Raw genomic sequence first — 26,650 nt, forward strand, 5'->3', positions numbered from 1 at the left:
ATAATGCGGTGACCCGTACCGTCAAGGCGTCTTTCGTGAGCAGACTCTGGAATTTCAGCGCAGGCCCCGCCGCGCTGCCTCAGGCCGTACTCGAACGTGCACAACGCGAACTGCTGGACTGGCAGGGTTGCGGCGCCTCGGTCATGGAGCTCTCTCACCGCGGCAAGTTGTTCATGGGCCTTGCGCGGCAAGCCGAGGCCGACCTGCGCGAACTGCTCGCCATTCCCGAGAACTACGCCGTGCTGTTCCTGCAGGGCGGTGCGACCCAGCATTTCGCCCAGATCCCGATGAACCTGGCCGCCGAGGGGGCCAGCGCCGATTACGTCGTCACCGGCCATTGGGGCGAGAAGGCGGCCAGCGAAGCGGCGCCGTACGTCAAGGTGAACCTCGCCGGCAGCAGCAAGGCCGAGCACTACCTGCGGCTGCCTCCACGCGAGACGTGGCAGCTGGATCCGCGCGCGGCCTATGTGCACTACACGCCGAACGAAACCATCCATGGCGTGGAATTCCACGACATCCCGGACGTCGGCGACGTGCCACTGGTGGCCGACATGTCGTCGGACATCCTTTCCGGACCGATCGATGTGTCGAAATTCGGCCTGATCTACGCGGGTGCGCAGAAGAACATCGGTCCCTCCGGCTTGGTCGTGCTGATCATCCGCCGCGACCTGCTTGAGCGCAGCACGCGTCCGATGGCGCGCATCTTCCGTTACGCCGACCACGCGGCAAACGACTCGATGCTCAACACGCCCAATACCTGGGGCTGGTATCTCGCCGGCCTGACGTTCCAGTGGCTGAAGGAGCAGGGCGGCCTTGCCGTGATGGGCGAGCGCAACACGGCCAAGGCGGCGTTGCTCTACGGCGCGATCGACCATTCCCATGGCTATTACCGCTGCCCGGTCGATCCATCGGCACGCTCGCGGATGAATGTGCCGTTCACCTTGCACGACAGCGCGCTCGACGCGGACTTCCTCAAGGAATCGGAAGCGGCAGGCCTGCTCGCGCTGAAGGGGCACAAGGCCGTGGGCGGCATGCGCGCGTCGCTGTATAACGCCGTGCCGCTGGAAGCGGTGCAAGCCCTCGTGGCTTTCATGAAGGACTTCGCCAACCGTCACGGATGAAACCGTTGCGCGCACGTCGGTAGATCGGGGACTATCCCCGGTTCCCCATTTGGACTGCTTTACCGCCAGATCACGACATGACCGAAAAGAAATCCTCGCTCTCCGATGTGCGCCAGCGCATCGACAGCATCGACCAGCAGATCCAGCAGCTGATCTCCGAGCGCGCCGGCTGGGCGCAGGAAGTGGCGCGCGTGAAGGGCGAGGGGCTTTCGGCGATCGACTATTACCGCCCCGAACGCGAGGCGCACGTGCTGCGGATGGTGGTGGACCGCAACAACGGCCCGTTGACCGACACCGAAATGGTGCGGCTGTTCCGCGAGATCATGTCGTCCTGCCTGGCGCAGGAAGATCCCCTGAAGGTCGGATTCCTTGGCCCCGAGGGTACCTTCAGCGAGCAGGCGGTGCGCAAGCATTTCGGCCACGCGGCTTACGGCCTGCCGCTGGGCAGCATCGAGGAAGTGTTCCAGGAGGTCGCCGCGGGCCATGCCGATTTCGGCGTGGTGCCGGTGGAGAATTCCGGTCAGGGCATGATCCAGGTGACGCTGGACATGTTCCTTACGTCCGAAGCCACCATCTGTGGCGAGGTCGAACTGCGCGTGCACCAGTGCCTGCACTCGCTCAATGGCCGCCTCGAGGACATCAAGCGCGTCTATGCGCATGCGCAGTCGCTGCAGCAGTGCAAGACATGGCTGCGCATCAACCTGCCCAATGTGGAATGCATTGCCGTCGGCAGCAACGCCGAGGCCGCCCGCCTGGCGCGCCACGCGGATGACGCGGGCGCCATTGCCGGCGAAACGGCGGGCCGCGTATACGGGCTCAAGACCGTTGCGCAGGCCATCGAGGACCGCGCTGACAACACCACGCGCTTCCTGGTGATCGGTCGCTCGCTGTTCCCGCCGTCGGGCAACGACCGCACGTCGCTGCTGATCACGGTGAACGACAAGCCGGGCGCGCTCTATCACGTGCTCAAGCCGTTCGCCGAGCACGACATCAGCCTCAATCGCATCGAGTCGCGCCCGGCGCATTCGGGCAAATGGCAGTACGCGTTCTTCATCGACGTATCCGGCCATATCAACGACGAACCGATGCAGGCCGCCATGAAGGAAATGGGCGACGCCGCCGCGCAGGTGCGCGTGCTTGGCTCATACCCGGTGGCCTTGCCCTGATCCATGTGCGGCCGCCCAGGGCGGTCGCGGAGATTTCATCGTGACCCGACTCGACTGGACCAGCCAACCCGGCGGCGCGCTGCACGGCGACGTGCGCGTGCCCGGCGACAAATCCGTTTCGCATCGCTCGCTGATGCTGGGTGCCCTGGCGGACGGCACGTCGCACATCCGCGGCTTCCTCGAGGGTGAAGACACGCGCGCAACCGCTGCCGTACTGCAGCAGCTCGGCGTGCGCATCGACACCCCGGCCGACGGCGAACGCGTCGTTCATGGCGTTGGCCTGCATGGTTTGCGCGGAACCACGCAGCAGCTCGATTGCGGCAACGCGGGCACGGGCATGCGCCTGTTGGCCGGTTTGCTGGCCGGGCAGGCATTCGACAGTACGCTCGTGGGTGATGCATCGCTGTCCAGGCGCCCGATGCGTCGCGTCACCGAACCGCTGGCATTGATGGGCGCCCGCATCGACACGCAGGACGGCCTTCCGCCACTGGTGGTGCGCGGCGGCCAGCCGCTGCACGGTATTTCGTACACGTTGCCGGTCGCCAGCGCGCAGGTGAAATCCGCGCTGCTGCTGGCGGGCCTGTATGCACAGGGCGAGACCGAGGTGATCGAGCCCCACCCCACGCGTGATTACACGGAGCGCATGCTGGCCGCATTCGGTTGGCCGATCGACTTCACGCCGGGCCGCGCCAAGCTCACCGGACGGCATGCACTGCGTGCGACGAACGTCGACGTGCCGGCCGATTTTTCCTCCGCCGCGTTCTTCCTCGTCGCGGCGAGCATCGTGCCCGGCTCGCGGTTGCGGCTGCCGGCCGTGGGCCTCAACCCCCGGCGCACCGGTCTGCTGCAGGCCTTGCGCTTGATGGGTGCGGATATCCGCATCGAGAACGAGCGCGAGAGCGGCGGCGAGCCGGTGGGTGACCTTCTGGTCAGCCACGCGCCCCTGCACGGCATCGAGCTGCCGGAAGCCCTGGTGCCCGACATGATCGACGAATTCCCGGCGCTGTTCGTTGCCGCTGCCGCTGCCAGGGGGCGTACGGTCGTGCGCGGTGCCGCGGAGCTGCGCGTGAAGGAATCCGACCGCATTGCCTGCATGGCTCGAGGTCTTCGTGCCCTGGGCGTGTCCATCGAAGAAGCGCCGGACGGTGCGACCATCGAAGGCGGCGCCATCGGAGGCGGCAGCATCGACAGCCACGGTGACCACCGCATCGCGATGAGTTTTGCCGTCGCCGGGCTGGTGGCGAACGGCACGGTGCATATCGGCGATTGCGCCAATGTCGCCACGTCGTTCCCGGGGTTCCTCGAGCTCGCCAACGGCTGCGGTTTTCGACTGGCATAGGCCTCCCTTTGCAGGAGCCGCCCCGCGGGTGACCGCGGCGCGTCGGCATCGCCGCTTCGTCGGCTTTTCGCGCACAGGGTGCGCTCCTACAAATGCGCGTTTGCGGTTAGGCTTGGCGCCTCACATCGAGGTCGCCATGTCCGCCATTCCTCCTTTCATCGTCGCCATTCCCGCGCGTTACGGTTCCACGCGCCTGCCGGCCAAGCCGTTGCGTGCGATTGGTGGCGTGCCGATGGTGGTACGCGTCGCGCAGCGGGCTCTGCAGGCGGGTGCCACGCAGGTGGTGGTGGCGGTGGACGATCCGCGCATCGCCGACGCGTTGACGGGGCAGGGTGTCGACGTGTGCATGACGCGCAGCGACCATGCTTCCGGCAGCGACCGTCTTGCCGAATGCGCATTGCACTACGGTTGGGCCGACGATGCCATCGTGGTGAACCTGCAGGGCGATGAGCCGTTTGCGCCCGCCGCCGGCATTCGCGAGGTGGCGCGCGCACTGGCGGAGGACGACGCGCCGGTGGCCACGCTGGCGACGCCCATCGTGGAGGCGCATGAGCTGTTCGATCCCAATGTGGTGAAGCTCGTGCGTACCACGGCGGGCCGCGCGCTCTATTTCAGCCGCGCGCCGTTGCCCTGGGCGCGCGACGCCTTCGCCTTGCAGCGCAACGTGTTGCCGCCGGACGTGCCGTTCCTGCGCCACATCGGCATCTATGCGTATCGCGCGGGCTTCCTGAAGCGCTACACCACGCTGTCGCGCACGCCGCTGGAGCAGGCGGAATCGCTGGAGCAACTGCGCGTGATGGAACACGGTCATCCCATTGCCGTGCGTCTTACACCCGAGCCGTTTCCGCCGGGCATCGATACCGAGGCCGACCTCGAACGCGCGGAGCGTTGGCTCGCCGAGGTCTGAGAGCTAGCGGCGTCGTCGCACCGACGCCACGAACCATCCACCGAGCAGCAGGCCCAGCGCGAGGCCGGTGCCGGCGCCCCACAGGGCGCCGTCGGTGCCACCTGCGGCGCGGCCGATCAGCAGGCCCGACAAGAACAGTATGGGTAGTGGCAGGCAGCCCATGACGGCTTCAATCCATCGAGGCGCGGCGTGTTGCCGATGGGCGCGAGGGGGGGGGGGTGGCCAATTCACCTCAACGCGTTCCGGTTGCAAGCCATGCGGGAGCGCCTGCACCTCGTCATCGATGATCCCGCTTGCCCGGCGTGCTCAGGATTTATCGGGCGGCGCGGCTTTCGGCGCGGGTGCTGACGTTGCCGGCGCGGGGGCCGGTGCCGTGGAGCTTGCGGTGGAAGGTACGTATCCATGTCCCTGGCAATTGGCCGGGGCCAGCGAGGCATCCCCCAGCACGACCTGGCAGGTCCAGGTGATATCGGCGCCGGCCGAGCCCGTCCCCTCGGTCGGGATGAACATGATCACCGGATCGGGACTCGCGCCCGTGTCGCGGGTCGACAGCGTGATCAGTCCGCCGTCGGCGACTTCGACATTGGCCACGTGCTCCCCGCTCGATGCCTTGGCGTTGTATTGCAGGTCGCTGGCGCGAACCTGGGCCAGACCGCCATGCACCGTGGCCGCTTCCATCACTACCAGCTTCACGGCGTCAGCGCCCTTCAGCGCATCGGCGATGTGCTGCTTAATGCCGTGGCTGCGCCACGCAGGGATGATCAACGCGAGGAGCACCGCGATCACGGCGGCGACGACCAGGATGTTGACCATCGGCAAATGGCGCAGTCGCCTTCTTATGCTCATGGATCGTATTCCCCTTCGGTTCCCTGGGTTGTCTCGCGAGGCGGCCGGCGGCACCTTGGAAGGCGCCGGCCGCCGCTCGATCTTGCCCACTGGCGGTGTACGTACCGTTAATAGGCCATAGGGGCCTGGTGGATACCGCCATGCGTGACCACCCACCCGGTGACGACGACGTGGCCGGCACCGGGAAGGACGTGTCGTTCCGATCACGAAGCCTTGACGATGGCTTGCGCCGCAGCCATATGTCCTGAGGCCGCCGGCGTCGACGCCCGATGGCTTGCCGCCGTCCCCGGGTGCGGAATAACTACATGATTAAAAAAGACAATCCATCCGTTTTGTTCGTGTGCCTGGGCAATATCTGCCGTTCACCCCTGGTGGAGGCCGTGGCGCGCCGGCGCTGCGCGGAGGCAGGACTCCAGCTCACGCTGGGCTCCTGCGGTACCGGCAACTGGCATGTGGGGAAAGGTGCCGATCCGCGCATGCGGCGTGCGGCGGCGGCGGCCGGATACGACCTGGCGTCGCATCGCGCCAGGCAGGTGCGGTCCGACGATTTCGCCTTGTACGACTGGGTGCTCGCGATGGACAGCGACAACCTCGAGGCGCTCCAGTCGCTGCGCCGTGATCGCGGCAACGCGCCCGAGTTGTTCCTGCCCTGGGCAGGCGTGCCGTCGCCGCTGGAGTTTCCCGACCCGTACTTCGGCGACGAGGACGGATTCCGTGAGTCCGTCGCGCTCGCCGAGCGTGGCGTGGACGGCCTCATCGCCCGCCTTTGCCTGGCAGGCGATGCTTAGTCAGGCTTGCCTTAACCAGCTAGAATTCCTTGATGCAGCCCAGTTCGCCGCAGGCCTTCGACGGCAAGGCCTTCGTCAAGACCCTCACCACTTCGCCCGGCGTCTATCGTTATTTCGACGAGGACGGCGATCTGCTGTACGTCGGCAAGGCCGGCAACCTGAAGAAGCGCGTCGGCAGCTACTTCCTCAAGCCGCGCATGGAGCCGCGCATCGCCGCGATGGTGTCGCAGATCGCGCGCGCCGAGATCACGGTGACGCGCACCGAAGGCGAGGCGTTGCTGCTGGAATCGCAGCTGATCAAGTCGCTCAAGCCGCGCTACAACATCCTGCTGCGCGACGACAAAAGCTATCCGTACATCTACCTGTCGGGTGGCGAGGATTATCCGAGGCTGGCGTTCCACCGTGGCGCGCGCAACATGCCGGGGCGCTATTTCGGCCCGTTCCCGAGCACCTTCGCGGTACGCGAGAGCCTCAACCTGATGCAGAAGCTGTTCAAGGTGAGGCAGTGCGAGGACAGCTATTTCAAGAATCGCTCGCGCCCGTGCCTGCAACACCAGATCGGTCGCTGCACCGCGCCGTGCGTCAAGCTGATCACGGTCGACGATTACCGCAATGACGTGCGCCATGCCGAGATGTTCCTCGAAGGGCGCAGCAGCGCGGTCATCGATGAATTGGCCGGGCAGATGGAAACCGCAAGCAAAAACCTGGAATTCGAGCGCGCCGCCGCGTTGCGCGACCAGGTGGCCGCGCTGCGCAAGCTGCAGGCGGAGCATCACGTGCAGGGCGCCAGTGCCGACATGGACGTGCTGGCCTGCCGCATCGAATCGGGCATGGCCTGCGTCAGCGTGCTGTTCTTCCGCAACGGCATCAGCCTCGGCACGCGCGATTTCTTCCCGCGCCTGCCGCTGGATGCGGAGCCCGCCGACGTGCTGGAACAGTTCATCGCGCAGTACTACCTCGATCGTCCCGTGCCGCGCGAACTGATCCTGGGCGAAACACTGCCCAGCCAGCAGATCCTCGGCGAGATGCTGGCGCAGCAGTCCGGCCACGCGGTCGAGCTGAAATCCAGCGTGCGTGGCGAACGCGCGCGCTTCCTGCAGATGGCCGAGCGCAATGCGCAGGCATCGCTCACGGCAAAGCTGGCGAGCCGGCAGACCTTGGGGGCGCGCTTCGACGACCTGCAGAAATTGCTGGCATTGGGCGAATCGCCTCGCCGCATCGAGTGCTTCGACATCAGCCACACGCAGGGTGAGCTCACCGTTGCATCGTGCGTGGTGTTCGGTCCGGAAGGTCCGGAGAAATCGCATTACCGGCGCTTCAACATCAGCGGCATCACGCCCGGTGACGACTACGCCGCGATGCATCAGGCGCTGGTGCGCCGGTTCCGCAAAGTGGCGGAAGGTGAGGGCGCGCGTCCCGATATCCTCCTGATCGACGGCGGCAGCGGGCAGGTGGCCCAGGCGCTGGATGTGCTGAAGGAGCTTGGCGTCACCGGCATCAACGTGGTGGGCGTGGCCAAGGGCCCTGGGCGCCGCGCCGGCGAAGAGACACTGATCCTCGCCGATTCCGGCCGCAACCTGCATCCAGGCCCGGCGTCGCCCGCGTTGCATCTCGTGGCGGCCGTGCGCGACGAGGCGCATCGGTTCGCCATCAGCGGGCATCGCAAGCGCCGCGAGAAAGCGCGCGAGCGCAGTGTGCTCGAGGACGTTCCGGGCATCGGCGCACGTCGCCGCACGGCCCTGCTCAAGGCCTTCGGCGGACTGGCCGGCGTGGAAGCGGCCGGCGTGGAGGAACTCACGCAGGTCAAAGGCATTGATCGCGGCCTGGCGGAACGCATTTATGCTGTACTGCATGGCTAGGCGCGCAGTGGATCGCTGCGCGCGCCTGCGGCTCGCAGGTACGCTGCCCCTGTATGGCTGAAGAACCGTCCCGGAAAGGATCTATGCACATCAACCTGCCCACCTGGCTCACCCTGTTCCGCGTGCTGTTGCTGCCGGTCATGGTGCTGGTGTTCTACTGGCAGTTCCCCGGGCACAACATCACCGCCGCGGTCGTGTTCCTGCTGGCGGCGATCACGGACTGGCTCGACGGCTATCTCGCGCGACGCATGAACCTGACGTCGGCGTTCGGCGCCTTTCTCGATCCCGTCGCGGACAAGCTGATGGTCGCCGTCACGCTGTTCCTGCTGGTCGAATCGCATCGCGGCGGCTGGTCGGGCGTGGTGATGGCGATCACGGCCGCGATCATCGTGGGCCGCGAGATCAGCGTCTCCGCGTTGCGCGAATGGATGGCCGAGATCGGCATGCGCGCCACGGTGAAGGTGGCTTTCATCGGCAAGCTCAAGACGGTCATGCAGATGGTGGCGCTGGTGGTGCTGATCGTGCAGCACGAAAAGAGCGCCGAAGCGCTGCGCCTGTACCACATCGGCGAAGTGCTGCTGGTGATCGCCGGCATCCTCACCATCTGGTCGGGCCTGTATTACCTGCGCGCCGCCTGGCCCAGCCTGAAGGGCGACGCCATGGGACACATCCGGGGCGACGACTGAACAAATGCATGACGGGTGCTTGACGAGCCGCGATTACCCATTACAATGCGCGACTCCGATGCGGGAATAGCTCAGTTGGTAGAGCACGACCTTGCCAAGGTCGGGGTCGCGAGTTCGAGTCTCGTTTCCCGCTCCAGATTCCGTTGGTCGATGCATCGCGATCAACAAAAAAAGCGACCCCGGGGTCGCTTTTTTATTGCCTGCATGAAGTCCGCGCCGCATGGAGCGGCGACGCGCGGTCGCCGCTCCTGATCGGTCAATGCGTGTGCTTGCGATGCTCGATCGCCTGCTTGCGGTAGAACGGATAGCAGGCCGCCAGCGCCACGAACCACACCGGCGTGTAGATCAGGCCCTGCAGCGTGTCGTCCTTCTGCGCGAACACCCACAGCACGAAGGCGAAGAACGCCAGCACCAGCCAGCACATGGCAACGCCGCCGGGCATCTTGAAGATGGAAGCCGCATGGCGCTCGGGGTGCAGTTTCCGGTAGCGCATGTACGCGATCATGATCAGCGACCACACGAAGATGAAGCAGATGCTGGAGATCGTGGTCACGATGGTGAACACCTTCATGACATCGCCTTCCTGGTACAGCAGCAGCACGCCGATGAACAGCAGCGCGCAGGAATAGGCCAGGCCGTTCGCCGGGACGTTGTTGTTGCTCAGGCGGGCGAACGGCGTGGGGCCGAGCTTGCCGGCGGAAAGGCCGTACAGCATGCGGCCCGTCGAATAGATGCCGCTGTTTGCCGACGAGGTGGCCGACGTCAGCACCACGAAATTGATCAGGCTGGCGGCGATCGGGATGCCGATCAGCATGAAGAGGTTGACGAACGGGCTGCGGTCCGGCGCCACCTGGTTCCACGGCGTCACCGTCATGATCACCAGCAGCGCGAGCACGTAGAACACGATCACGCGGATGGGAATGGAGTTGATGGCCTTGGGCAGCGTCTTCTCCGGATCGCGCGCCTCGGCCGACGCGGTACCGACCAGTTCGATGCCCACGAAGGCGAATACCGCGATCTGGAACGCCGCGAGGAAGCCCGCGCCGCCATGCGGGAACCAGCCACCATGGCTCCACAGGTTCGACACCGCGGCCTTCGCGCCGGAGGGCGAGGTGAAGCCGATGGCGATCAGCACGGCGCCGATGGCGATCAGCGACACGATGGCGATGATCTTCACCAGGGCGAACCAGAACTCCAGTTCGCCGAACAGCTTCACCGTGAGGAGATTGAGGCCAAGCAGCAGCGAAATGCACACCGTACCGGGCAGCCACAGGGGAACGCCGGGCGCCCAGAACTGGATGTAGCCGGTGATGGCGGCGATGTCCGCGATGCCGGTGACCACCCAGCAGAACCAGTAGGTCCAGCCGGTAAAGAAGCCGGCGCAGGGGCCGAGCAGGTCGTAGTTGAAATCGACGAATGACTTGTAGTGCAGGTTGGAGAGCAGCAGCTCGCCCATCGCGCGCATCATGAAGAACAACACGCTGCCGATGATCGCGTACGCGAAGATCACCGACGGGCCGGCGAGGCTGATCGTCTTGCCCGAGCCCATGAACAGGCCGGTGCCGATGGCGCCGCCGATCGCGATCAATTGCAAATGGCGGTTGCGCAGGTTTCGCTGCAGGTGATGCTCCTGCCCGGCAGGCCCTGCGGTGGTTTCATGGGTCTTCATCGTCGGCACGATCCTCTCGGCGGCGGGGCGAAAGCGGTCATCCTAAAGGATTCCCGGACCGTCGTGCCGGTACCGCCTACCGGGCGTCGTGGAAGATGATGCCCAGCGTATGGCGGTGTCCGCTGCGCAACCGGCTGACGCCATGGCGCATGGTGACGCGATAGACGCCGCGCGTGCCCCGCACGGGGCGCTGGTTGACGGCGAATACCACCGCATCGCCCTGGCGCAGCGGCACCACTTCCGGCCGTGATTGCATGCGTGGCCGCTGCTCGGTCAGCACGAACTCGCCGCCGGTGAAATCTTTGCCGGGTTCGGACAGCAGAACGGCGACCTGCAACGGAAATACATGCTCGCCGTACAGGTCCTGATGGAGGCAGTTGTAGTCGCCTGCTCCATAGCGAAGCAGCAGCGGCGTGGGACGCCCTTGCCCTGCATCGTGGCAACGCGCGAGGAAGGCTTCGATCGTGTCCGGAAAGATCGTGTCGATGCCCATCTGCGCATTCCAGGCGCTGGCGATGGGGGCCAGCCGGCGGTACAGCTGCGTACGCAGGCGTTGCACGAGATCAGGCAACGGATACGCAAAGTACTGGTACTCGCCGCGCCCGAAACCGTGGCGAGCCATCACCACGCGACTGCGGAAGCCGCTGTGCCGCTCATACATCGCCGCCATCGCGGCGCAAGCGTCGGGCGCAAGCAGGCCCGGGAGCAAAGCGCAGCCGGACAGGTTCAATTGCTCCGTGAGCGCGACCCAGTCCGTTTCATGCAGGTATCGGTCGAGCAGTGGCGTTGCGGATGTCATGGGCGAAAGGCGCGCTGTGGAAACGAGCCATCTTCAGGCCGTTCCAGGCGGAAGACACTCCGGTTCTTGCGCTTGGCCCACGCCGGTGCCGCGCGGTCCAGCGGCCGCGGCACTCAAGCGGAGGCGGCTGTGCGCCAGCGCGCCGGTGTCGCTCCTTCCCATTGGCGGAACGCGCGGTTGAAGGAGTTGAGCTCCTCGAAGCCGAGAAGAAAGGCAATTTCGCCGACATCCAGGTCGGTGGCGTCGAGCAGGCGGCGCGCCAGATGGTGGCGCACCTGGTCCAGCACCTGCTGATAGCTGGTGCCGGCGTCACCCAGGCGGCGTTGCAGGGTGCGTGGACTCAAATGCAGTGCGTCGGCTACCTGGGCCATCCGCAGGTGGCCGCCACGCATGCCTCGCGACAGGACATTCCATACCTTGTCCCGCAACGGCGTGGCGGCGGTCTGCTCGCGCAGCGAGCCTTCCAGCAACGGCAGCACGTTGGCGAGGTGACCCTCGTCCTGCGTGACAAAGGGAAGCTCCAGATCCGATCGCGGATACACGATGCGATCCTGCGGCGCATTGAAACGCAGTTCGCAGCGGAAATGCGGCTGCAACAGCGCGCCGTCGGCCGGGCGCCGCGTCAGTTCGATCCGGCGCAGGTGCAGCGCACGGCCGGTACCGCGCTCCGCCAGTGCGAAGTTCGAGGCGAACATCGCGTCGACCAGCAATCGCGGGGTATGCCCCTCGCCCAGCATCCATCGCATGGAGACGGCGGCTTCGTCACGGGTGTATTCGACCACGACGTCTTCGGGGCAGGTGAGGCGCTTGTAACGGGCCAGCTTGTCCAGGGCATCGCCGAGGGTGCCGGCGTGCAGCGCCGCGGCGGTCACCATGTCGTAGACCTCGGTGCGGGTGCCGTCGCCGAGCCGCAGGCCCAGCGACGGATCCGGACACAAGGCTTCCACGGATCGCCAGAACGCGAAGAACTGCGACGTGGTGACGACGGGACGAGATGCCGACATCAGATCCAGCGAGAGGCCCGCGTGCGCGAGCACGGCGGGCACGTCAAGGCCGAGTGCGCTCATGCGCGAAAAGGCACCGCGGCTCAGCGGAATCTGGTCGGCTCTCATCGTCGCGTCAATCCGGCGGGCCTGTTTACAAGACCGATCGCACCATGCGTTCGCGATCCTCGGCGGCCTGTGGCGAGAGGTCGAAATCGGTCGAGAGGCTGAGCGTACGCCATTTGGCGTCTTCCGCAGCGATCTTGGCCAGTTGCTGTTCGGCCAGATACACCGCATCCGAGCCCAGCAGCAGGCGCAGCGGAGGCTGCGGATCGTTCGCGATGGTAAGGATCGCCTGCGCGGCCTTCGACGGGTCGCCGCTTTCGTTGCCCACGTAGCTCTGGCGTGCGGCGAACATGGGAGCGAGCACGGCGTTGTATTCCGAATCCGCCGCCGGCTCGAACACCGTCATGGATGGCCCACCCCAGTCCGTGCGGAAACCACCCGGCTCGACCAGGGTTACCTTGACGCCAAAGGCAGCCACCTCCTTGGCCAGCACTTCGGAGAAGCCTTCCACCGCCCATTTGGCCGACTGGTAGGCGGCCAGGCCGGGCACGCCGATGCGCCCGCCGATGGACGAGAACTGGATGATGTGGCCGGCACGCTGGCGACGCAGTATGGGCAGGGCGGCGCGGGTGACGTTCACGGTGCCGAAGAAGTTGGTTTCCAGCTGCGCACGGAAGTCGGCGTCGCTGCCTTCCTCGATGGTGGCGAGGTTGCCGTAGCCGGCGTTGTTGACCACGACGTCCAGACGTCCGAACGCGTCGACGGCAGCCTGTACGGCGGCGTGTGCAGCGGTGGCGTCGGTGACGTCCAAGGCGACGGTGCGCACCTGGTCGCCGTAGCGCGTGACGAGGGTTTCAAGCTGGGCCGGCTGGCGCGCCGTGGCGACCAGTCGATGGCCGGCGGCCAGCACAGCCTCCGCGAGCGCCTTGCCGAAGCCGCGCGAGCTGCCGGTGATGAGCCATACCTGTGACATGGGTTACCTCCTGCCGGGGTCTTGTGGGTGACAAGACCTTAGGAGGCGGGCAGGGATGCCAGGTAATCCGATTGCGCCAAAAATGCGGGGTGCTTGTTTCGTTACCAGGTCAGGTCGTCGGGGACCTTGAACTGGCTGTAGTACTCGTCGTCTTCGCCCGGGGGCCTGGTGTCGGAAGGCTGGCCGTGGTCCAGCACGATGGCCGCGGCGTCGCGTTCCCGGACCTTCTCCGCGGCGGCGCGCGGCAGCAGTTCGTACCCATCGCCGGAACGGACGACGACCAGCGTGCCCTTCGCAAGCTGCGCACGCAGCGATTCGTTGACGAGCACGCTGTGGATCTTGTCGCCGTCGGTGAAGCGATAGCTGATCTCACCCTCGCGCCTGACCTTGTTGGCGTCGACGATCTGGCGGATCTGCGCTGCGAGTTCACGGGCACGGGCTTGTGCATTGCGTTCGGCGGCCAGCGCGCGGTCGCGCTCCGCACGTTCCGCCTGCAGGCGCTGGGCGTCGATCTTGTCGTCAGGTGCAGCCCCTGCCGCCTTTCCCTGGCGCTGCTTGGCCTGCTCGCGCGCGATCTGGTCGACCTTGCCCTTCTTGGCGAGGCCGGCTTTCAGTAGCTGTTCCTGGAGGGGATTGCGCATGCGTGGATCGGTTCGTCAAAGCGAGGCCAGTAGTGTACCGCGCTGCGGGCAGCGGCCCGAAGGGCGAACACGGCACGCTGACGGTATGCGTGCATGATGGGGTGCCTCGGCACATATCGTGGCGACAAGGAAACCTCGTGATACCCCACTTCAGCGACCACGCGGCCAATGAGCGGACTTACCTTGCGTGGGTGCGCACGGCCATTTCAGTCATGGCGTTCGGTTTTTTGCTGGAGCGGTTCGACATCTTCCTGCTGTTCACCTCGCGGGCGGCGGCCAAGGTGACGGAAAACCTGCATACGCGGGCGTCCCAATGGCTCGGGCTCGGTCTGCTGCTGGTCGGCGCACTGATGATCGCGGGCGCCACGCTGCGCTATTACCGCAATCACAAGGCCATCGAGGTGGAGGAGTCTTCGACCTACGGGGATTCGTGGACCGCGAGAACCATGGCGGCGCTGCTGGTGCTGATGGCCGTGTTCCTCACCTTGTACGTGGCGAGGCAGGTGGCCGCGCTCGGTTAGCGCCGTAGCGTGCAAAAGCAAACGGCGCCGTATCGCTACGGCGCCGTCCTTCGTTGCAGGGCAGGGCGGATCAGAGCGCTTCGAACACGCCCGCCGCGCCCATGCCGGTGCCGATGCACATGGTCACCATGCCGTACTTCTGCTTGCGGCGGCGCATGCCGTGCAGCAGGGTGGCGGCGCGGATGGCGCCGGTGGCGCCCAGCGGATGGCCGAGGGCGATGGCGCCGCCCAGCGGATTCACCTTGGCCGGATCGAGGCCCAGGTCGCCGATCACGGCCAGCGCCTGTGCGGCGAAGGCTTCGTTGAGCTCGATCCAGTCCAGCTGGTCCTTGGTGAGGCCCACCTGCTTGAGCGCCTTCGGGATCGCTTCCTTCGGGCCGATGCCCATCACTTCCGGCTTCACGCCCGCCACCGAGTAGCCGACGAAGCGGCCGATCGGGGTGAGGTTGAACTCCTTGATCGCCTTCTCGCTGGCCAGCAGCAGCGCACCGGCGCCGTCGGACATCTGCGAGGAGTTGCCGGCCGTCACCGTGCCGCCGAACTTGTCGTTGCGGAACACCGTGCGCAGCTTGCCGAGCACGTCGAGCGTGGTGCCGGCGCGCGGGCCTTCGTCGGTGTCGATCACGCGGCTGTCGGTGGTGATGCCGCGCGTGGCGAGGTCGGGGTAGTGGTCATCGAGCTGGAACGGGGTGATCTCGTCCTTGAATTCGCCGGCGGCGATGGCGGCCAGCGCGCGGCGGTGGCTTTCCACCGCGAACGCGTCCTGCTGCTCGCGGGTGACCTTCCATTGCTCGGCCACCTTCTCGGCGGTGATGCCCATGCCGTAGGCGATGGCCACGTCTTCCTTGTTGGCGAAGATGGCGGGGTTCATCGCCACCTTGTGACCCATCATCGGCACCATGCTCATGCTCTCGGTGCCGGCGGCGATCATCAGGTCGGCCACGCCGAGCTGGATGCGATCGGCGGCCATCGCGATGGCCTGCACGCCCGAGGAGCAGAAGCGGTTGATGGTGACGCCCGGCACGGTGTAGGGCAGGCCGGCGAGCAGGGCACCGATGCGGGCGACGTTCATGCCCTGCTCGGCTTCCGGCATGGCGCAGCCGACGATCACGTCCTCGATGCGATGCGGATCGATGCCCGGCGCCTGCGCCATCACGGCGCGGATCACGTGGGCGAGCATGTCGTCCGGACGGGTGTTGCGGAACACGCCGCGCGGCGCCTTGCCGACCGGCGTGCGGGTGGCGGCGACGATGTAGGCGTCTTGCACTTGCTTGGTCATGGTTTTGCTCCGTGGCGTCGCGCGTGATTCGCGGCGACGCTATTGGTGTTTTTGATCGTCACCGGGTACATGGTGACGAGCCATAACTCTTTGCTCGTCATTCCGGCGCAGGCCGGAATCCAGTGGCCTCTGTGTGGACAGCGGCGACTGGGTCCCGGCCTGCGCCGGGACGACGATCGTTCTCAGTTGCGCAGCGGCTTGCCGGTGGTCATGGTGTGGGCGATGCGGGCCTGGGTCTTCTCCGTCTTGGCCAGCTCCACGAAGTGCTTGCGTTCCAGTGCGAGCAGCCATTCCTCATCGACCTGCGAACCGCGCTCGATGGCGCCGCCGCACAGCGTGTCCGCGATGCGCGTGGCGATGGCCACGTCGTGCGGCGAGGCGAAATAGCCCTCGGCGAGGTTGGCGAGCGACGCCTGGAACGTGGCCGTGCCCACGTCGCCGGCGACCGGGATGTTGCGGGCCATCATCGGCGGGCGCCAGCCACTTTCGGCCAGCGACAGCGCGACCTTCTTGGCCACGTACAGCAGCTCGTAGGCGTTGAACACGACCACGTCGCTGTCGCGCAGCAGGCCCAGCTGCCTGGCTTCCAGCGCGCTGCCCGAGACCTTGGCCATCGCCACCGTCTCGAACACCTTCTTCAGCGACTCGAACGGATCTTCCGGGTTCGCCTTGGCGGCGCGCACGGCCAGCTCATGCAGGCCGCCACCGGCCGGCAGCAGGCCGACGCCGGCCTCGACCAGGCCGATGTAGCTCTCCAGCGCGGCCACGGTGCGGGCCGAGTGCATCTGGAATTCGCAGCCGCCGCCGAGGGCGAGGCCGCGCACGGCGGACACCACAGGCACCAGCGAGTGCTTGATGCGCATGCTGGTGGCCTGGAAGTTGGCGACCATCTTCTCGAAGTCGTCGAACTTGCCGGCCTGCAGCAGGCCCAGCGCGCCCTTGAGATCGGCGCCGGCCGAGAACGGCTCGCCGGTCTGCCAGATCACCACGGCCTTGAGCTGCTGCTCGGCAACGTCGATTGCCTGCTGCACGCCATCGAGCACGTAGTCGTTGACCGTGTTCATCTTGGTCTTGAACGAGAGGATGCCCACGCCATCGTCGCCCAGCGTCCACAGGCGCACGCCGTCGTTCTCCCACACCGTGGTGCCCTGGTCGAATTTCTCGCCCAGGATCGGATCGGGGAACAGCTGACGCCGGTAGACCGGGTGCTGCGAGCGCGGCTTGTTCTTGCCTTCGGCGGCGGACCAGGAGCCGTCCTTGCCGTGCACGCCGTGGCGGCCGTCGGTGACCCACGTGGGCAGCGGCGCCTTGCTCATGGCCTTGCCGGCGGCGATGTCCTCGGCGATCCAGCCGGCCACCTGCTGCCAGCCGGCGGCCTGCCAGGTCTCGAACGGGCCGAGCTTCCAGCCGTAGCCCCAGCGGATGGCGAAGTCGACGTCGCGCGCGGTATCGGCGATGTCGGCCAGGTGGTAGGCGCTGTAGTGGAACAGGTCGCGGAAGGTCGCCCACAGGAACTGCGCCTGTGGATCGCTGGACGCGCGCAGCTTGCCGAACTTCTCGGCCGGGTCCTTGATGGCGAGGATGGCGGACACCTCGTCCGAGGCCTTCTGCTCGGATGCGCGGTAGTCCTGCTTGGCCACGTCCAGCACGACGATGTCCTTGCCGGCCTTGCGATAGAAGCCCGCGCCGGTCTTCTGGCCCAGCGCGCCCTTTTCGATCAGGGCGGACAGCCACACCGGCGCCTTGAAGTACTCGTGCCACGGATCGTCGGCCAGGGTGTCGGCCATGGTCTTGATGACGTGCGCCATGGTGTCCAGGCCGACCACGTCCGCGGTGCGGTAGGTGGCGCTCTTGGGACGGCCCACGGCCGGGCCGGTCAGGGCGTCGACCACGTCGAAGCCCAGGCCGAACTGCTGGGTGTGGTGCATGGTGGCCAGCATCGAGAACACGCCGATGCGGTTGCCGATGAAGTTCGGCGTGTCCTTGGCGACCACCACGCCCTTGCCCAGCGTGGTGGTGAGGAAGGCTTCCAGGCCTTCCAGCACGGTCTTGTCGGTGAGCCGGGTCGGAATCAACTCCACCAGGTGCATGTAGCGCGGCGGGTTGAAGAAATGCACGCCGCTGAAGCGGTGGCGCATTTCCTCCGGCAGCACCTCGGCCAGGCCATTGATCGACAGGCCCGAGGTGTTGGAGGCGATGACGGCGGTCGGCGACAGGTGCGAAGCGATCTTCTTGTAGAGATCCAGCTTCCAGTCCATCCGTTCGGCGATCGCCTCGATCACCAGGTCCACGTCTTTCAGGTGATCCAGGTGCTCGTCGTAGTTGGCCGGAATGATCGCGGCGGCGACGGTCTTGTCGGCCAGCGGGGCAGGCGAGAGCTTCTGCAGGTTGGCGATGGCCTTCAGCGCGATGCCGTTCTTGGGACCTTCCTTGGCGGCCAGGTCGAACAGCACGGTTTCGACGCCGGCATTGGTCAGGTGCGCGGCGATCTGCGCGCCCATGACGCCGGCGCCCAGCACCGCGGCCTTGCGGATGCGCAGCGCTGCCTTGGGAGTGGATGGAGCGGTCATTGGTTTCTCCGTAGTGCGAGACACAGGAAGGTGAAACGGGTGGCCGTGATCGGCCGAGGGTGTTCGGTCGCCGGGATCAGGGGGATTTGAGACCGGCGGCGGCGAAGCGGATCAGGTGCTGGGCGGTCTGCTCACGATGCACGTGCTCGGTGACATCGCTTTTTCGCTGGATCATGCCGAAGCCGGACATGGCATGGGTCAGGGCGCCGGTCACGAGGTCGACGCGCCAGTACAGCTCCTCCTTGCTCAGGTGGGGCAGCAGGCGGGCGAACTCGGCGGTGAACTGGCGCATCACGTGGCCGTAGTTGTCCGACAGGAACTTGCGCAGGGTGTCGTCGTGCTCGGCGAAGGCGCGCGCCAGCACGCGCATGAACAGGGAGCCGTTGCCATCGTGGGAAAGCTCCAGTGCAGGCACGATGAAAGCCGCCAGCACTTCCTCGATGGTGGTATCAGGCTCGCCGGCCACCTTTTGCAGGGCGGCCATGCGGCGGCTGCTCAACTGGTCCAGGCGGCGGCGGAACACCTCTTCGATCAGGCGGTCCTTGGAGCCGAAGTGGTAGTTCACGGCCGCCAGGTTGACCCCGGCGGCCGCCGTCAGCTGGCGCAGCGAGGCGCCCTCGAAGCCATGCCTGGCGAACAATTCCTCGGCGGCGCCAAGGATGCGCTCCTTGGTGGGCAAGGCGGTATGCGAAGCTGGCATGGTTCGTGATCCCCGCAGGTTCAAATCAAACGATCGTTTGAGCATACGCGGGTCGATTTGCGCCCGTCAAACGATCGTTGGACTGGTGCGCGGGCGGGCCTACGCGCGACTTGCGTATCAGTTAGAATCTGTCAAACTTTCGTGAGCTAAATCCGCATATTGACGCCGGATTTGGCGTACTTTGCCGGCAAAGACCGGCCCGCCCATTCAGATACCAGTTTTCCCGGAGCAGACTCATGGCGCTGGAGCGCACCCTTTCCATCATCAAGCCCGACGCCGTTGCCAAGAACGTGATCGGTGAAATCTACGCCCGCTTCGAAAAGGCCGGCCTCAAGGTCGTTGCCGCCAAGATGAAGCACCTGTCGCGCCAGGAAGCCGAAGGCTTCTACGCCGTGCACAAGGAGCGTCCGTTCTTTAAGGCGCTGGTCGAGTTCATGATCTCCGGTCCGGTCATGATCCAGGCCCTGGAAGGCGAGAACGCCATCCTCAAGAACCGCGAGCTGATGGGCGCCACCAATCCGAAGGACGCTGCGCCGGGCACGATCCGCGCCGACTTCGCCGACTCCATCGACGCGAACGCCGTGCATGGTTCCGACGCTGCCGAAACGGCTGCCGTCGAGATCGCGTACTTCTTCGCGACGACCGAAATCTTTTCGAGGTAAGTGCGTTCATCCGTGAACGCGAAGATCAAAAAGCAGCCATCCATGGCCGCACTCTTCACCGGGAAACGCGTTTCTTTGGATGGCGTAAGGAAATAGAGGGCGGCATTGAGCCGCGAATTTGAAGATGACTGACCAGGCCGCATCCACCACCACCGACAAGGTCAACCTGCTCGACTTCGATCGCCAGGGCCTGCGTGATTTCTTCGCGCAGCTGGGCGAGAAGCCGTATCGCGCCGAGCAGGTGATGAAGTGGATCTACCATCGCCTGGAAGACAACTTCGAAAACATGACCGATGTCGGCAAGGCGCTTCGGGCGAAGCTCGAAGCGTCGTGCTATGTCGGCCCGCCGAAGACCCTGTTCGACAAGGGCGCCGCCGACGGCACGCACAAGTGGCTGCTCGGCATGGATGGCGGCAACGCCATCGAGGCGGTGTACATCCCGGAGCCGACCCGCGGCACGCTGTGCGTGTCCTCGCAGGTCGGCTGCGGCCTCAACTGCCAGTTCTGCTCCACCGCGACGCAGGGCTTCAACCGCAACCTCTCCACTGCCGAAGTCATCGGCCAGATGTGGGTGGCGGCCAAGTACCTCGGCAACGTCACGCACCAGAACCGCCGCATCACCAACGTGGTGATGATGGGCATGGGCGAGCCGCTGCTGAACTTCGACAACGTGACCAAGGCCATGAGCCTGATGCGCGATGACCTCGGCTTCGGCCTGGCATCCAAGCGGGTCACCTTGTCGACCGCCGGCCTCGTGCCGATGATCGACAAGCTGTCGGAAACCATCGACGTGTCGCTGGCCGTGTCGCTGCATGCCGCCAACGACGAGCTGCGCACCGAACTGGTGCCGCTCAACAAGCGCTACCCGATCGCCGAGCTGGTGGCGGCCTGCCAGCGCTGGCTCGAGCGCAAGCCGCGCACCTCGATCACGTTCGAGTACACCCTGATGAAGGGTGTCAATGACCAGCCGGAGCACGCCCGCCAGCTCATCAAGCTGATGCGCCGCCTGCCCAACTGCAAGGTCAACCTGATTCCGTTCAATCCATTTCCTGGCACGCGTTTCGAGCGCTCCGACGCCGAAACCATCCGCGCCTTCCAGACCCAGTTGCTCAACGCCAATGTGTTGACCATGTTGCGCCGCACGCGCGGTGATGACATCGATGCTGCATGTGGTCAGCTCAAGGGGCAGGTATTGGATCGCACCCGTCGCCAGGCCGAATTTCGCAAGCGTCTGGACGAGGGGGCGAGCCATGCGGCTTGAACGAGTCCTGCTGAGCGCCGGCCTTGCCGTCGCCCTGACGGGGTGTGTCACCACCACGACCACCGAAGCCGGTGGCGTGGCAACCAAGATTCCACGTGCCACCAAGGCCGAGCAGCGCGAGGAAGGGGCTCGCGTGCACACCCAGTTGGGCCAGCAGTACATGGAGCATGGCGATCTCCAGGACGCCATGGTCAAGCTCAACAAGGCGCTGGAGTTCGATCCCAACTACGTGCCCGCGCACACCGTGCTTGCGGTGGTGTACGAGCGCATCAACGACCTTCCGAATGCGGAGCTGCATTACCGCAAGGCGCAGGCGTTGGCGCCCACCAAGGGCGACACCAACAACAACCTCGGCCTGTTCCTGTGCAGTCGGGAAGACAAGGCCGCCGAGGCCATGCCGTATTTCCAGAAGGCGGTGGCGGATCCGTTTTACCAGACGCCGTCGCTGGCCTGGACCAACGCCGGCACCTGCCTGACGCGCAGCCGGGACTTCGCCGGCGCGGAAGTCGACTTCCGCAAGGCGATCGAGATCGACCCGCAGAACGCCGAGGCGTTGTATCAGCTCGCCAACGTGCTTTATCTTCAGAACGATGCGTTCCGTGCACGTGCCTTCATCCAGCGCTTCGACGCCCTGGGTCAGCCGAGTGCGGCGGCGCTCAAGCTTGGTCATGACATCGAATCACGGTTGGGCAACAAGGATGCTGCTCTCAACTACAGCAGGCGACTGCAAGGCCAGTTCCCGGATTCGGAACAGGCGCGCGCCCTCGACGCAACCGCACGCCAATGACATCCCAGCAGTCAAACACGGCCAACAGCGGCAACCGAGCATTCCCTTTTACCGACGTACCCGACACCACCATGGATACGGAACATTCTTCGCTGGAAACCAGCCACGCCAGGTTGGGCAGCCGCCTGCGCGCCGTGCGCGAGGCGCGTGGCCTGGACGTGGAAACCTGCGCGCATGCGCTGCGTCTTCCCGTGCGGGTGTTGCGCCAGATTGAAGGCAACGAGTACGAGGGTATCGACTACCAGGTGTACCTGGGCGGCTACCTCACCAAGTACGCGCGCTACCTGGGCGTGGACGAATCGGAAGTGAAGGGCGAGCTGGAGCGCATCAAGCCCAGCCAGCCGACCCTGGTGGCGACCGGGGGCATTTCGCACTCGCGCTATCTGCTCGAGCATTACGCTCGTGCCGCCACCTACGTGGTGCTGACGGCGGCGATCGTGGTACCGACCATCTGGTTGGGCGTGCGCGGCACGCTGGATCGCGACGTGAGCCATCTGGCGCCGCTCGATGCCGCGCCCGTTGCACAGGTCGATGCGCCCGCAAGCGCGTCCACGGCCGCGGCGGCGGCTACACCATCGACCGAACCTGGCGTCGCGGACGCGAACGGCAACGTCGCTTCCACCGCCCCGGCAACGCCGCCGCAGGCCGCCACGCAGGTACCGGCGACGCAGCCGGACCAGCAGCCGTTGATGGCCTCCATGGCGCCGTTTCCCAGCCTGGGCAGCGACACTGCGCGCGCTGCGCCGCAGCCGGCGCCCGCCGAGGCGGCCAGTGGCAATGGCGCCCACAGCCTGGTGCTGAGCCTGCAGGGCGCCAGCTGGGTGGAAGTCACCGCCAAGGATGGATCCCGCCTCGAGTACGGTCTGCTGCCGGCCGGCAGTTCCAAGACCTACCACAGCGATCAGCCGCTGGAAGTACGCATCGGCAACGCCAATGGTGCGCAGGTGATGCTGGATGGCCAGCCCATGGCGCTGGACAGCTATCGCCGCTCCAATGTCGCCCACTTCCGTGTCGAAGTGCGTGACGGCAAGGCCTCGCCGGCTGGTGCCTGATGCTCACGCCGGACCTGTGCGGTCCGGCGCAATCGGTTATGCTTGCCCATTGTCCGCCCGGCAGCGTGCGGACCATGGGCTGATTTCTTTTTTCCGCACGTCAGGCGCCCCGCAAGGGCTTTCGGCGTGCGGTTTCCAAAGGTGACTGCATGGCATTTGAAGAGTACGACGAATTCGAACAGAGCGAACGCGTACAGCAGTGGTTGCGCCAGAACGGCCTGTCCATCGTCGTCGGCATTGCCATCGGTCTCGTCGGCATCTTCGGCTGGCAGCAATGGAACAAGCACAAGGCCGACCACCAGTCGGAGGCCGCCAATCTCTATCAGCAGGTGCAGGATGCCGTGGCCGCAGGCAAGTCCGACAGCGCCGACTCGCTGACCGAGCAGTTGCTCAAGGACTACACCGACACCTCGTACGCCGCGTTTGCCGCGGGTGACCGCGCGCAGCGCCAGGTCCAGGCCAAGCAGCTCGACAAGGCGCTCGAATCGCTGGGCTGGGCCGAGAGCCATGCCGGCGACGCCAACCTGAAGGCCCTCATGCAATTGCGCAGCGCCCGGGTGCTGCTGGCGCAAGGCAAGGGCGCCGATGCACTGGCGGCCCTCGATCGCATGCCTGCCAAGGCCTATGAAGGCGTCGGGCAGGAACTACGCGGCGATGTGCTGGTCAAGCTTGGGCGTCCGGACGATGCCCGCAAGGCGTACGAAGCCGCCAAGGCGGCGCTGGGCGAGAACGCGCCTCAGAGCGTGCAGATGAAAATCGATGATCTGGCCGTGGCCGGGAAGCAGGGTGCATGAAACCTGAAGTGAAGAAGCACGGTGCGATGAAGCGCGTGTGGCTGGTGGCGTTGACCTCGCTGGTCGTGCTCGCCGGGTGCCACTCCTTCAAGAAGGAAAACGTCCAGCCGCCGACGCCGCTGGCCAAGGATTTCAAGCCGAGCGTGCAGGTCACCAAGCTGTGGACGAGCAGCGTGGGCGATGGCGCCGGCGACAGCGGCGTGCGCCTGCGTCCCGCGTTCGCCGACGGCGTGCTCTACGCCTGCAGCACCGATGGCAAGATCGCTGCCTTCGACGCGGCCAGTGGCAAGACGCTGTGGACCAAGAGCTCGCGCACGCGGGGCTGGTTCGGCTGGGGCGACAAGAAGCGCGCCGATGCGCTGTATGCCGGCGGTCCGGCCGCGTCGGGCGACCTCGTGGTCGTGGGCACGCTTGACGGCCACATCTACGGCATCAATGCGAAGGACGGCAGCCCGCGCTGGGAGTCGGTGGTCAATTCCGAGGTGATTTCCGCGCCGGTGATCTCCGGCAACCTGGTGATCGCCCGCACGCAGGATGGCCGCCTGTACGGCTTCGACAGCAGCAACGGCGAACGCCGCTGGGTCTATGACCAGGACACCGTGCCGCTCCTGAGCCTGCGCGGCAACGGTCCGCTGATGGTCGCCAACGGCGTGGTGTTCTACGGCAGCGATGCCGGCAAGCTGGTCGCGCTGCGCCTGGACAACGGCGAGAAGCTGTGGGAGCAGTCGCTTGCCAGCGGCGAGGGCCGCACCGAAATCGAGCGCCTGAGCGACGCCGATGGCTCCATCCTGCTCCAGGGCAACACGTTGTACAGCGCTGCCTACCACGGCAACCTGGCCGCTGTTGATGGCCCCAGTGGCCGTCCGCTGTGGAGCCGTCCGTTCTCCACGTTCACCTCGCTGGACATCAACAGCAACGCGATCTACGGCGTCAACGACGACTCGCAGGTGTGGGCGTTCGACAAGAACGGCGGCGCCGACATGTGGAAGAACGATTCCCTGAAGTATCGCTGGCTTACCGGCCCGGTCGTGCAGGGCGACTACGTCGTCGTGGGCGACCTGGAAGGCTATGTGCACTGGCTGCAGACCGGTGACGGCGCGCTGGCCGGTCGTGAGCGCCTGTCCAAGAAAGCCATTCGTGCCCAGCCGCTGGTGGTGGGCGACACTGTGTACGTCGAAGACGTGAAGGGCCGCATCGGCGCTTACCGTCTCGGCGCGCGCTGATCGCACCCGAAGGTTGTCCCATGCTGCCCGTCGTTGCCCTGGTCGGTCGTCCCAATGTCGGTAAATCGACCCTCTTCAATGCACTGACGCGCAGCCGTGACGCCCTGGTGGCCGACATGCCGGGCGTGACGCGCGACCGCCACTACGGGGTGTGCCGCACCGGCGCACGCCCGTTCGTGGTGGTCGACACCGGCGGCCTGTCCGGCGAAGAAGAAGGTATCGAAGGCCTCACCGCACAGCAGGTGCGACTGGCCATCGAGGAAGCCAGCGTGCTGGTGTTCGTGGTGGATGCTCGCGACGGCCTGCTGCCGCAGGACCGCACCATCCTTGACGAGCTGCGCCGCAGCGGCAAGCCGATCATCGCCGCGGTCAACAAGACCGATGGCCTTGACCTGCAGAACGCCATGGCGGAATTCGCCGTGTTCGGCATCGGCAACACGCTGCCGCTGTCCGCTGCGCACAATCGCGGCACGGAAGACCTCATCGCATCGGCGCTCACGCTGCTGCCCGAAGACGCGCACGAAGAAATCGAGGCGGCCGACCCGGACAGCATTCGCGTTGCCATCGTGGGTCGTCCGAATGCCGGCAAGTCCACGCTAATCAACCGCCTGCTGGGTGAGGATCGCCTGATCGTCTCCAACGTGGCGGGCACGACGCGCGACCCGATCAAGGTGTCGCTGGAGCGCGACGGTCGCAAGTACACCCTGATCGACACCGCCGGCGTCCGCCGCAAGGCGCGCGTGGAAGAGGCGGTGGAGAAGTTCAGCGTCATCAAGACGCTGCAGTCGATGGCGGCCGCCCAGGTGGTGGTGGTCATGGTCGACGCCCGCGAGAACCTGGCCGACCAAGATCTGACCCTGATCGGCCACGCCGTCGACGAGGGCAGGGCGCTGGTGATTGCCGTCAACAAGTGGGACGGCATGGACAGCTACCAGCGCGAGCAGTGCCAGAACGCGCTGGCGCGCCGCCTGCAGTTCGTCGACTGGGCCAAGACCGTATTCATCTCGGCGCTGCACGGCTCGGGCCTGCGCGAGCTTATGAAGGCGATCGTGCGTGCGCATCACGCGGCGACCAGGGAGCTGGGTTCCTCCGAACTCACCAAGACCCTGGAACGCGCCTACGAGGGCTACCAGCCGCCGCTGGTGCGCGGCCATGCACCGAAGCTGCGCTTCGCGCATCCGGGTGGCACCAATCCGCCGACCGTCGTCATCCACGGCAGCCGCACCAAGCACATTGCGCCGGCATATCGCCGCTACCTGGAAAACTTCTTCCGCAAGCGTTACCGCCTGGAAGGCACGCCGATCCGCATCGAGTTCCGCGATGGCGAGAATCCGTTCGCCGGGAAGAAGAACGTGCTGACCGACAGCCAGAAGCGCAAGCGCCAGCGCATGATCCGCGAGATGAAGAAGCGCGGTCGCTGACTCACCGCCTCTTCCTTCTTTCCTTGCGGACACCGATTCACCGCCTCTTCCTTCTCCCGCTGTAGGAGCGCACCCTGTGCGCGACAGCCTTTCGCCTCGATCTTCATGGCTCGTCGTCCCGGCGTAGGCCGGGATCCAGGGCCTCGGTTCCTGATTGTCGCGTTATCGTGACTGTGCCCGCCTGCCGCGGACTTCCGTCCTCCTGCCGGCGACGCGAAGCTAGTCCCCGTGGGAAGGCCGGGTTACTTTCTCTTGCTTGCCCAAGAGAAAGTAACCAAAGAGAAGGGCACCCCGCGTGGCGCTGGCCGGGCCTGCGGCCCAGCCAGTCCGTGAGGCGCGGCCGGGCTTTTCGACCGGGCTCCTGCCCGGACGAAAAGTGCCCGACATCCCTGTCGGGCAACCCTGCGGGGCCTGCTCGTCCACCCCTCACCGCCACACAGGGGACCCGTGACTGCTCGTGCCGCTGCGCGGCACATCGCGAGCGACAACCTCTCTCTGTTCTCTCTGTAGGAGCGCACCCTGTGCGCGACAGCCTTT

25 protein-coding genes and 1 tRNA gene are annotated in these 26,650 nt (G+C 65.9%); 16 read left to right on the forward strand and 10 right to left on the reverse strand.

The genetic code is table 11. From position 1 onward, the window contains the following. Nucleotides 1-35: 35 nt before the first annotated feature. From serC to kdsB, 4 genes are all read left to right on the forward strand, one after another. Nucleotides 36-1,121 (forward strand): 3-phosphoserine/phosphohydroxythreonine transaminase, encoded by a 1,086-nt coding sequence (serC, locus tag JMF82_RS08480; protein ID WP_201314089.1) that lies wholly within the window; start codon nt 36-38, stop codon nt 1,119-1,121. 77 nt (nt 1,122-1,198) lie between these two features. Further along, nucleotides 1,199-2,287 carry a prephenate dehydratase gene (pheA, locus tag JMF82_RS08485; RefSeq protein ID WP_201314090.1) on the forward strand — a complete coding sequence of 363 codons (1,089 nt, stop codon included), beginning with the start codon at nt 1,199-1,201 and terminating at the stop codon, nt 2,285-2,287. 37 nt (nt 2,288-2,324) lie between these two features. Further along, entirely contained in the window at nt 2,325-3,626 is a 1,302-nt protein-coding gene (gene aroA, locus JMF82_RS08490) for a 3-phosphoshikimate 1-carboxyvinyltransferase (protein WP_201314119.1), read from the forward strand. Nucleotides 3,627-3,762: 136 nt separating this feature from the next. Further along, nucleotides 3,763-4,533, forward strand: a complete 771-nt coding sequence (gene kdsB, locus JMF82_RS08495) for a 3-deoxy-manno-octulosonate cytidylyltransferase (protein WP_201314091.1) — start codon at nt 3,763-3,765, stop codon at nt 4,531-4,533. A gap of 3 nt (nt 4,534-4,536) precedes the next feature. Here the strand turns inward: kdsB and JMF82_RS08500 are convergent, their stop codons facing one another. Next, on the reverse strand, nt 4,537-4,695 hold the full coding sequence (locus tag JMF82_RS08500) for a hypothetical protein (RefSeq protein ID WP_201314092.1): 159 nt from the start codon (nt 4,693-4,695) through the stop codon (nt 4,537-4,539). 144 nt (nt 4,696-4,839) lie between these two features. Further along, nucleotides 4,840-5,346, reverse strand: coding sequence for a pilin (locus JMF82_RS08505; protein WP_201314093.1), 507 nt, complete (start codon nt 5,344-5,346; stop codon nt 4,840-4,842). 338 nt (nt 5,347-5,684) lie between these two features. On the opposite strand from JMF82_RS08505, the gene JMF82_RS08510 reads away from it, so the two are divergent. The 4 genes from JMF82_RS08510 to JMF82_RS08525 all read left to right on the forward strand — a co-directional run bounded on the left by JMF82_RS08510 (nt 5,685) and on the right by JMF82_RS08525 (nt 8,848). Further along, a complete protein-coding gene (locus JMF82_RS08510; protein ID WP_201314094.1) occupies nt 5,685-6,167 on the forward strand; it encodes a low molecular weight protein-tyrosine-phosphatase in 483 nt (160 codons plus the stop codon). Between the two features lie 32 nt (nt 6,168-6,199). Continuing rightward, nucleotides 6,200-8,026, forward strand: coding sequence for an excinuclease ABC subunit UvrC (uvrC, locus tag JMF82_RS08515; protein ID WP_201314095.1), 1,827 nt, complete (start codon nt 6,200-6,202; stop codon nt 8,024-8,026). 83 nt (nt 8,027-8,109) lie between these two features. Continuing rightward, on the forward strand, nt 8,110-8,712 hold the full coding sequence (gene pgsA / locus JMF82_RS08520; protein WP_201314096.1) for a CDP-diacylglycerol--glycerol-3-phosphate 3-phosphatidyltransferase: 603 nt from the start codon (nt 8,110-8,112) through the stop codon (nt 8,710-8,712). A gap of 60 nt (nt 8,713-8,772) precedes the next feature. Continuing rightward, nucleotides 8,773-8,848, forward strand: a tRNA-Gly gene (locus JMF82_RS08525). 120 nt (nt 8,849-8,968) lie between these two features. Here JMF82_RS08525 and cycA read toward each other — a convergent pair. The 5 genes from cycA to JMF82_RS08550 all read right to left on the reverse strand — a co-directional run bounded on the left by cycA (nt 8,969) and on the right by JMF82_RS08550 (nt 13,843). Next, nucleotides 8,969-10,381 carry a D-serine/D-alanine/glycine transporter gene (cycA, locus tag JMF82_RS08530; RefSeq protein WP_201314097.1) on the reverse strand — a complete coding sequence of 471 codons (1,413 nt, stop codon included), beginning with the start codon at nt 10,379-10,381 and terminating at the stop codon, nt 8,969-8,971. A gap of 76 nt (nt 10,382-10,457) precedes the next feature. After that, nucleotides 10,458-11,180, reverse strand: coding sequence for a 2OG-Fe(II) oxygenase (locus JMF82_RS08535; RefSeq protein ID WP_201314098.1), 723 nt, complete (start codon nt 11,178-11,180; stop codon nt 10,458-10,460). A 113-nt stretch (nt 11,181-11,293) separates the two neighbouring features. Further along, nucleotides 11,294-12,292: an AraC family transcriptional regulator gene (locus JMF82_RS08540; protein ID WP_201314099.1), complete on the reverse strand. Its 999-nt coding sequence runs from the start codon at nt 12,290-12,292 to the stop codon at nt 11,294-11,296. A gap of 25 nt (nt 12,293-12,317) precedes the next feature. Further along, on the reverse strand, nt 12,318-13,202 hold the full coding sequence (locus tag JMF82_RS08545; RefSeq protein WP_201314100.1) for an oxidoreductase: 885 nt from the start codon (nt 13,200-13,202) through the stop codon (nt 12,318-12,320). A gap of 101 nt (nt 13,203-13,303) precedes the next feature. Next, nucleotides 13,304-13,843: a DUF2058 domain-containing protein gene (locus JMF82_RS08550; protein WP_201314101.1), complete on the reverse strand. Its 540-nt coding sequence runs from the start codon at nt 13,841-13,843 to the stop codon at nt 13,304-13,306. Nucleotides 13,844-13,980: 137 nt separating this feature from the next. Between JMF82_RS08550 and JMF82_RS08555 the strand changes: the two genes are divergently transcribed. Further along, a complete protein-coding gene (locus tag JMF82_RS08555; protein ID WP_201314102.1) occupies nt 13,981-14,364 on the forward strand; it encodes a DUF202 domain-containing protein in 384 nt (127 codons plus the stop codon). Between the two features lie 70 nt (nt 14,365-14,434). Here JMF82_RS08555 and JMF82_RS08560 read toward each other — a convergent pair whose 3' ends face one another. The 3 genes from JMF82_RS08560 to JMF82_RS08570 form a co-directional block, all read right to left on the reverse strand. Beyond that, nucleotides 14,435-15,643, reverse strand: a complete 1,209-nt coding sequence (locus tag JMF82_RS08560) for an acetyl-CoA C-acyltransferase (protein WP_201314103.1) — start codon at nt 15,641-15,643, stop codon at nt 14,435-14,437. Between the two features lie 182 nt (nt 15,644-15,825). Then, the gene (locus JMF82_RS08565; protein ID WP_201314104.1) at nt 15,826-18,213 is read right to left on the reverse strand and encodes a 3-hydroxyacyl-CoA dehydrogenase/enoyl-CoA hydratase family protein; all 2,388 of its coding nucleotides are present in this window, start codon (nt 18,211-18,213) and stop codon (nt 15,826-15,828) included. 76 nt (nt 18,214-18,289) lie between these two features. Beyond that, the gene (locus tag JMF82_RS08570; RefSeq protein ID WP_201314105.1) at nt 18,290-18,913 is read right to left on the reverse strand and encodes a TetR/AcrR family transcriptional regulator; all 624 of its coding nucleotides are present in this window, start codon (nt 18,911-18,913) and stop codon (nt 18,290-18,292) included. Nucleotides 18,914-19,149: 236 nt separating this feature from the next. On the opposite strand from JMF82_RS08570, the gene ndk reads away from it, so the two are divergent. The 7 genes from ndk to der all read left to right on the forward strand — a co-directional run bounded on the left by ndk (nt 19,150) and on the right by der (nt 26,113). Then, nucleotides 19,150-19,575 carry a nucleoside-diphosphate kinase gene (gene ndk / locus JMF82_RS08575; protein ID WP_201314106.1) on the forward strand — a complete coding sequence of 142 codons (426 nt, stop codon included), beginning with the start codon at nt 19,150-19,152 and terminating at the stop codon, nt 19,573-19,575. 124 nt (nt 19,576-19,699) lie between these two features. Continuing rightward, entirely contained in the window at nt 19,700-20,836 is a 1,137-nt protein-coding gene (gene rlmN / locus JMF82_RS08580; protein WP_201314107.1) for a 23S rRNA (adenine(2503)-C(2))-methyltransferase RlmN, read from the forward strand. Further along, entirely contained in the window at nt 20,826-21,623 is a 798-nt protein-coding gene (gene pilW / locus JMF82_RS08585; RefSeq protein WP_201314108.1) for a type IV pilus biogenesis/stability protein PilW, read from the forward strand. The genes rlmN and pilW overlap by 11 nt, the downstream gene beginning before the upstream one ends. Nucleotides 21,624-21,694: 71 nt before the next feature. Further along, the gene (locus JMF82_RS08590) at nt 21,695-22,675 is read left to right on the forward strand and encodes a helix-turn-helix domain-containing protein (RefSeq protein ID WP_236585365.1); all 981 of its coding nucleotides are present in this window, start codon (nt 21,695-21,697) and stop codon (nt 22,673-22,675) included. A gap of 149 nt (nt 22,676-22,824) precedes the next feature. Beyond that, a complete protein-coding gene (locus JMF82_RS08595; protein ID WP_201314110.1) occupies nt 22,825-23,469 on the forward strand; it encodes a tetratricopeptide repeat protein in 645 nt (214 codons plus the stop codon). Further along, nucleotides 23,466-24,692 (forward strand): outer membrane protein assembly factor BamB, encoded by a 1,227-nt coding sequence (bamB, locus tag JMF82_RS08600; RefSeq protein ID WP_201314111.1) that lies wholly within the window; start codon nt 23,466-23,468, stop codon nt 24,690-24,692. The genes JMF82_RS08595 and bamB overlap by 4 nt, the downstream gene beginning before the upstream one ends. Nucleotides 24,693-24,712: 20 nt before the next feature. Then, nucleotides 24,713-26,113: a ribosome biogenesis GTPase Der gene (gene der, locus JMF82_RS08605; protein ID WP_201314112.1), complete on the forward strand. Its 1,401-nt coding sequence runs from the start codon at nt 24,713-24,715 to the stop codon at nt 26,111-26,113. The last annotated feature ends 537 nt before the right edge of the window (nt 26,114-26,650 follow it).

It is taken from the genome of Dyella sp. EPa41 (assembly GCF_016586165.1).
Lineage (GTDB): Bacteria > Pseudomonadota > Gammaproteobacteria > Xanthomonadales > Rhodanobacteraceae > Dyella.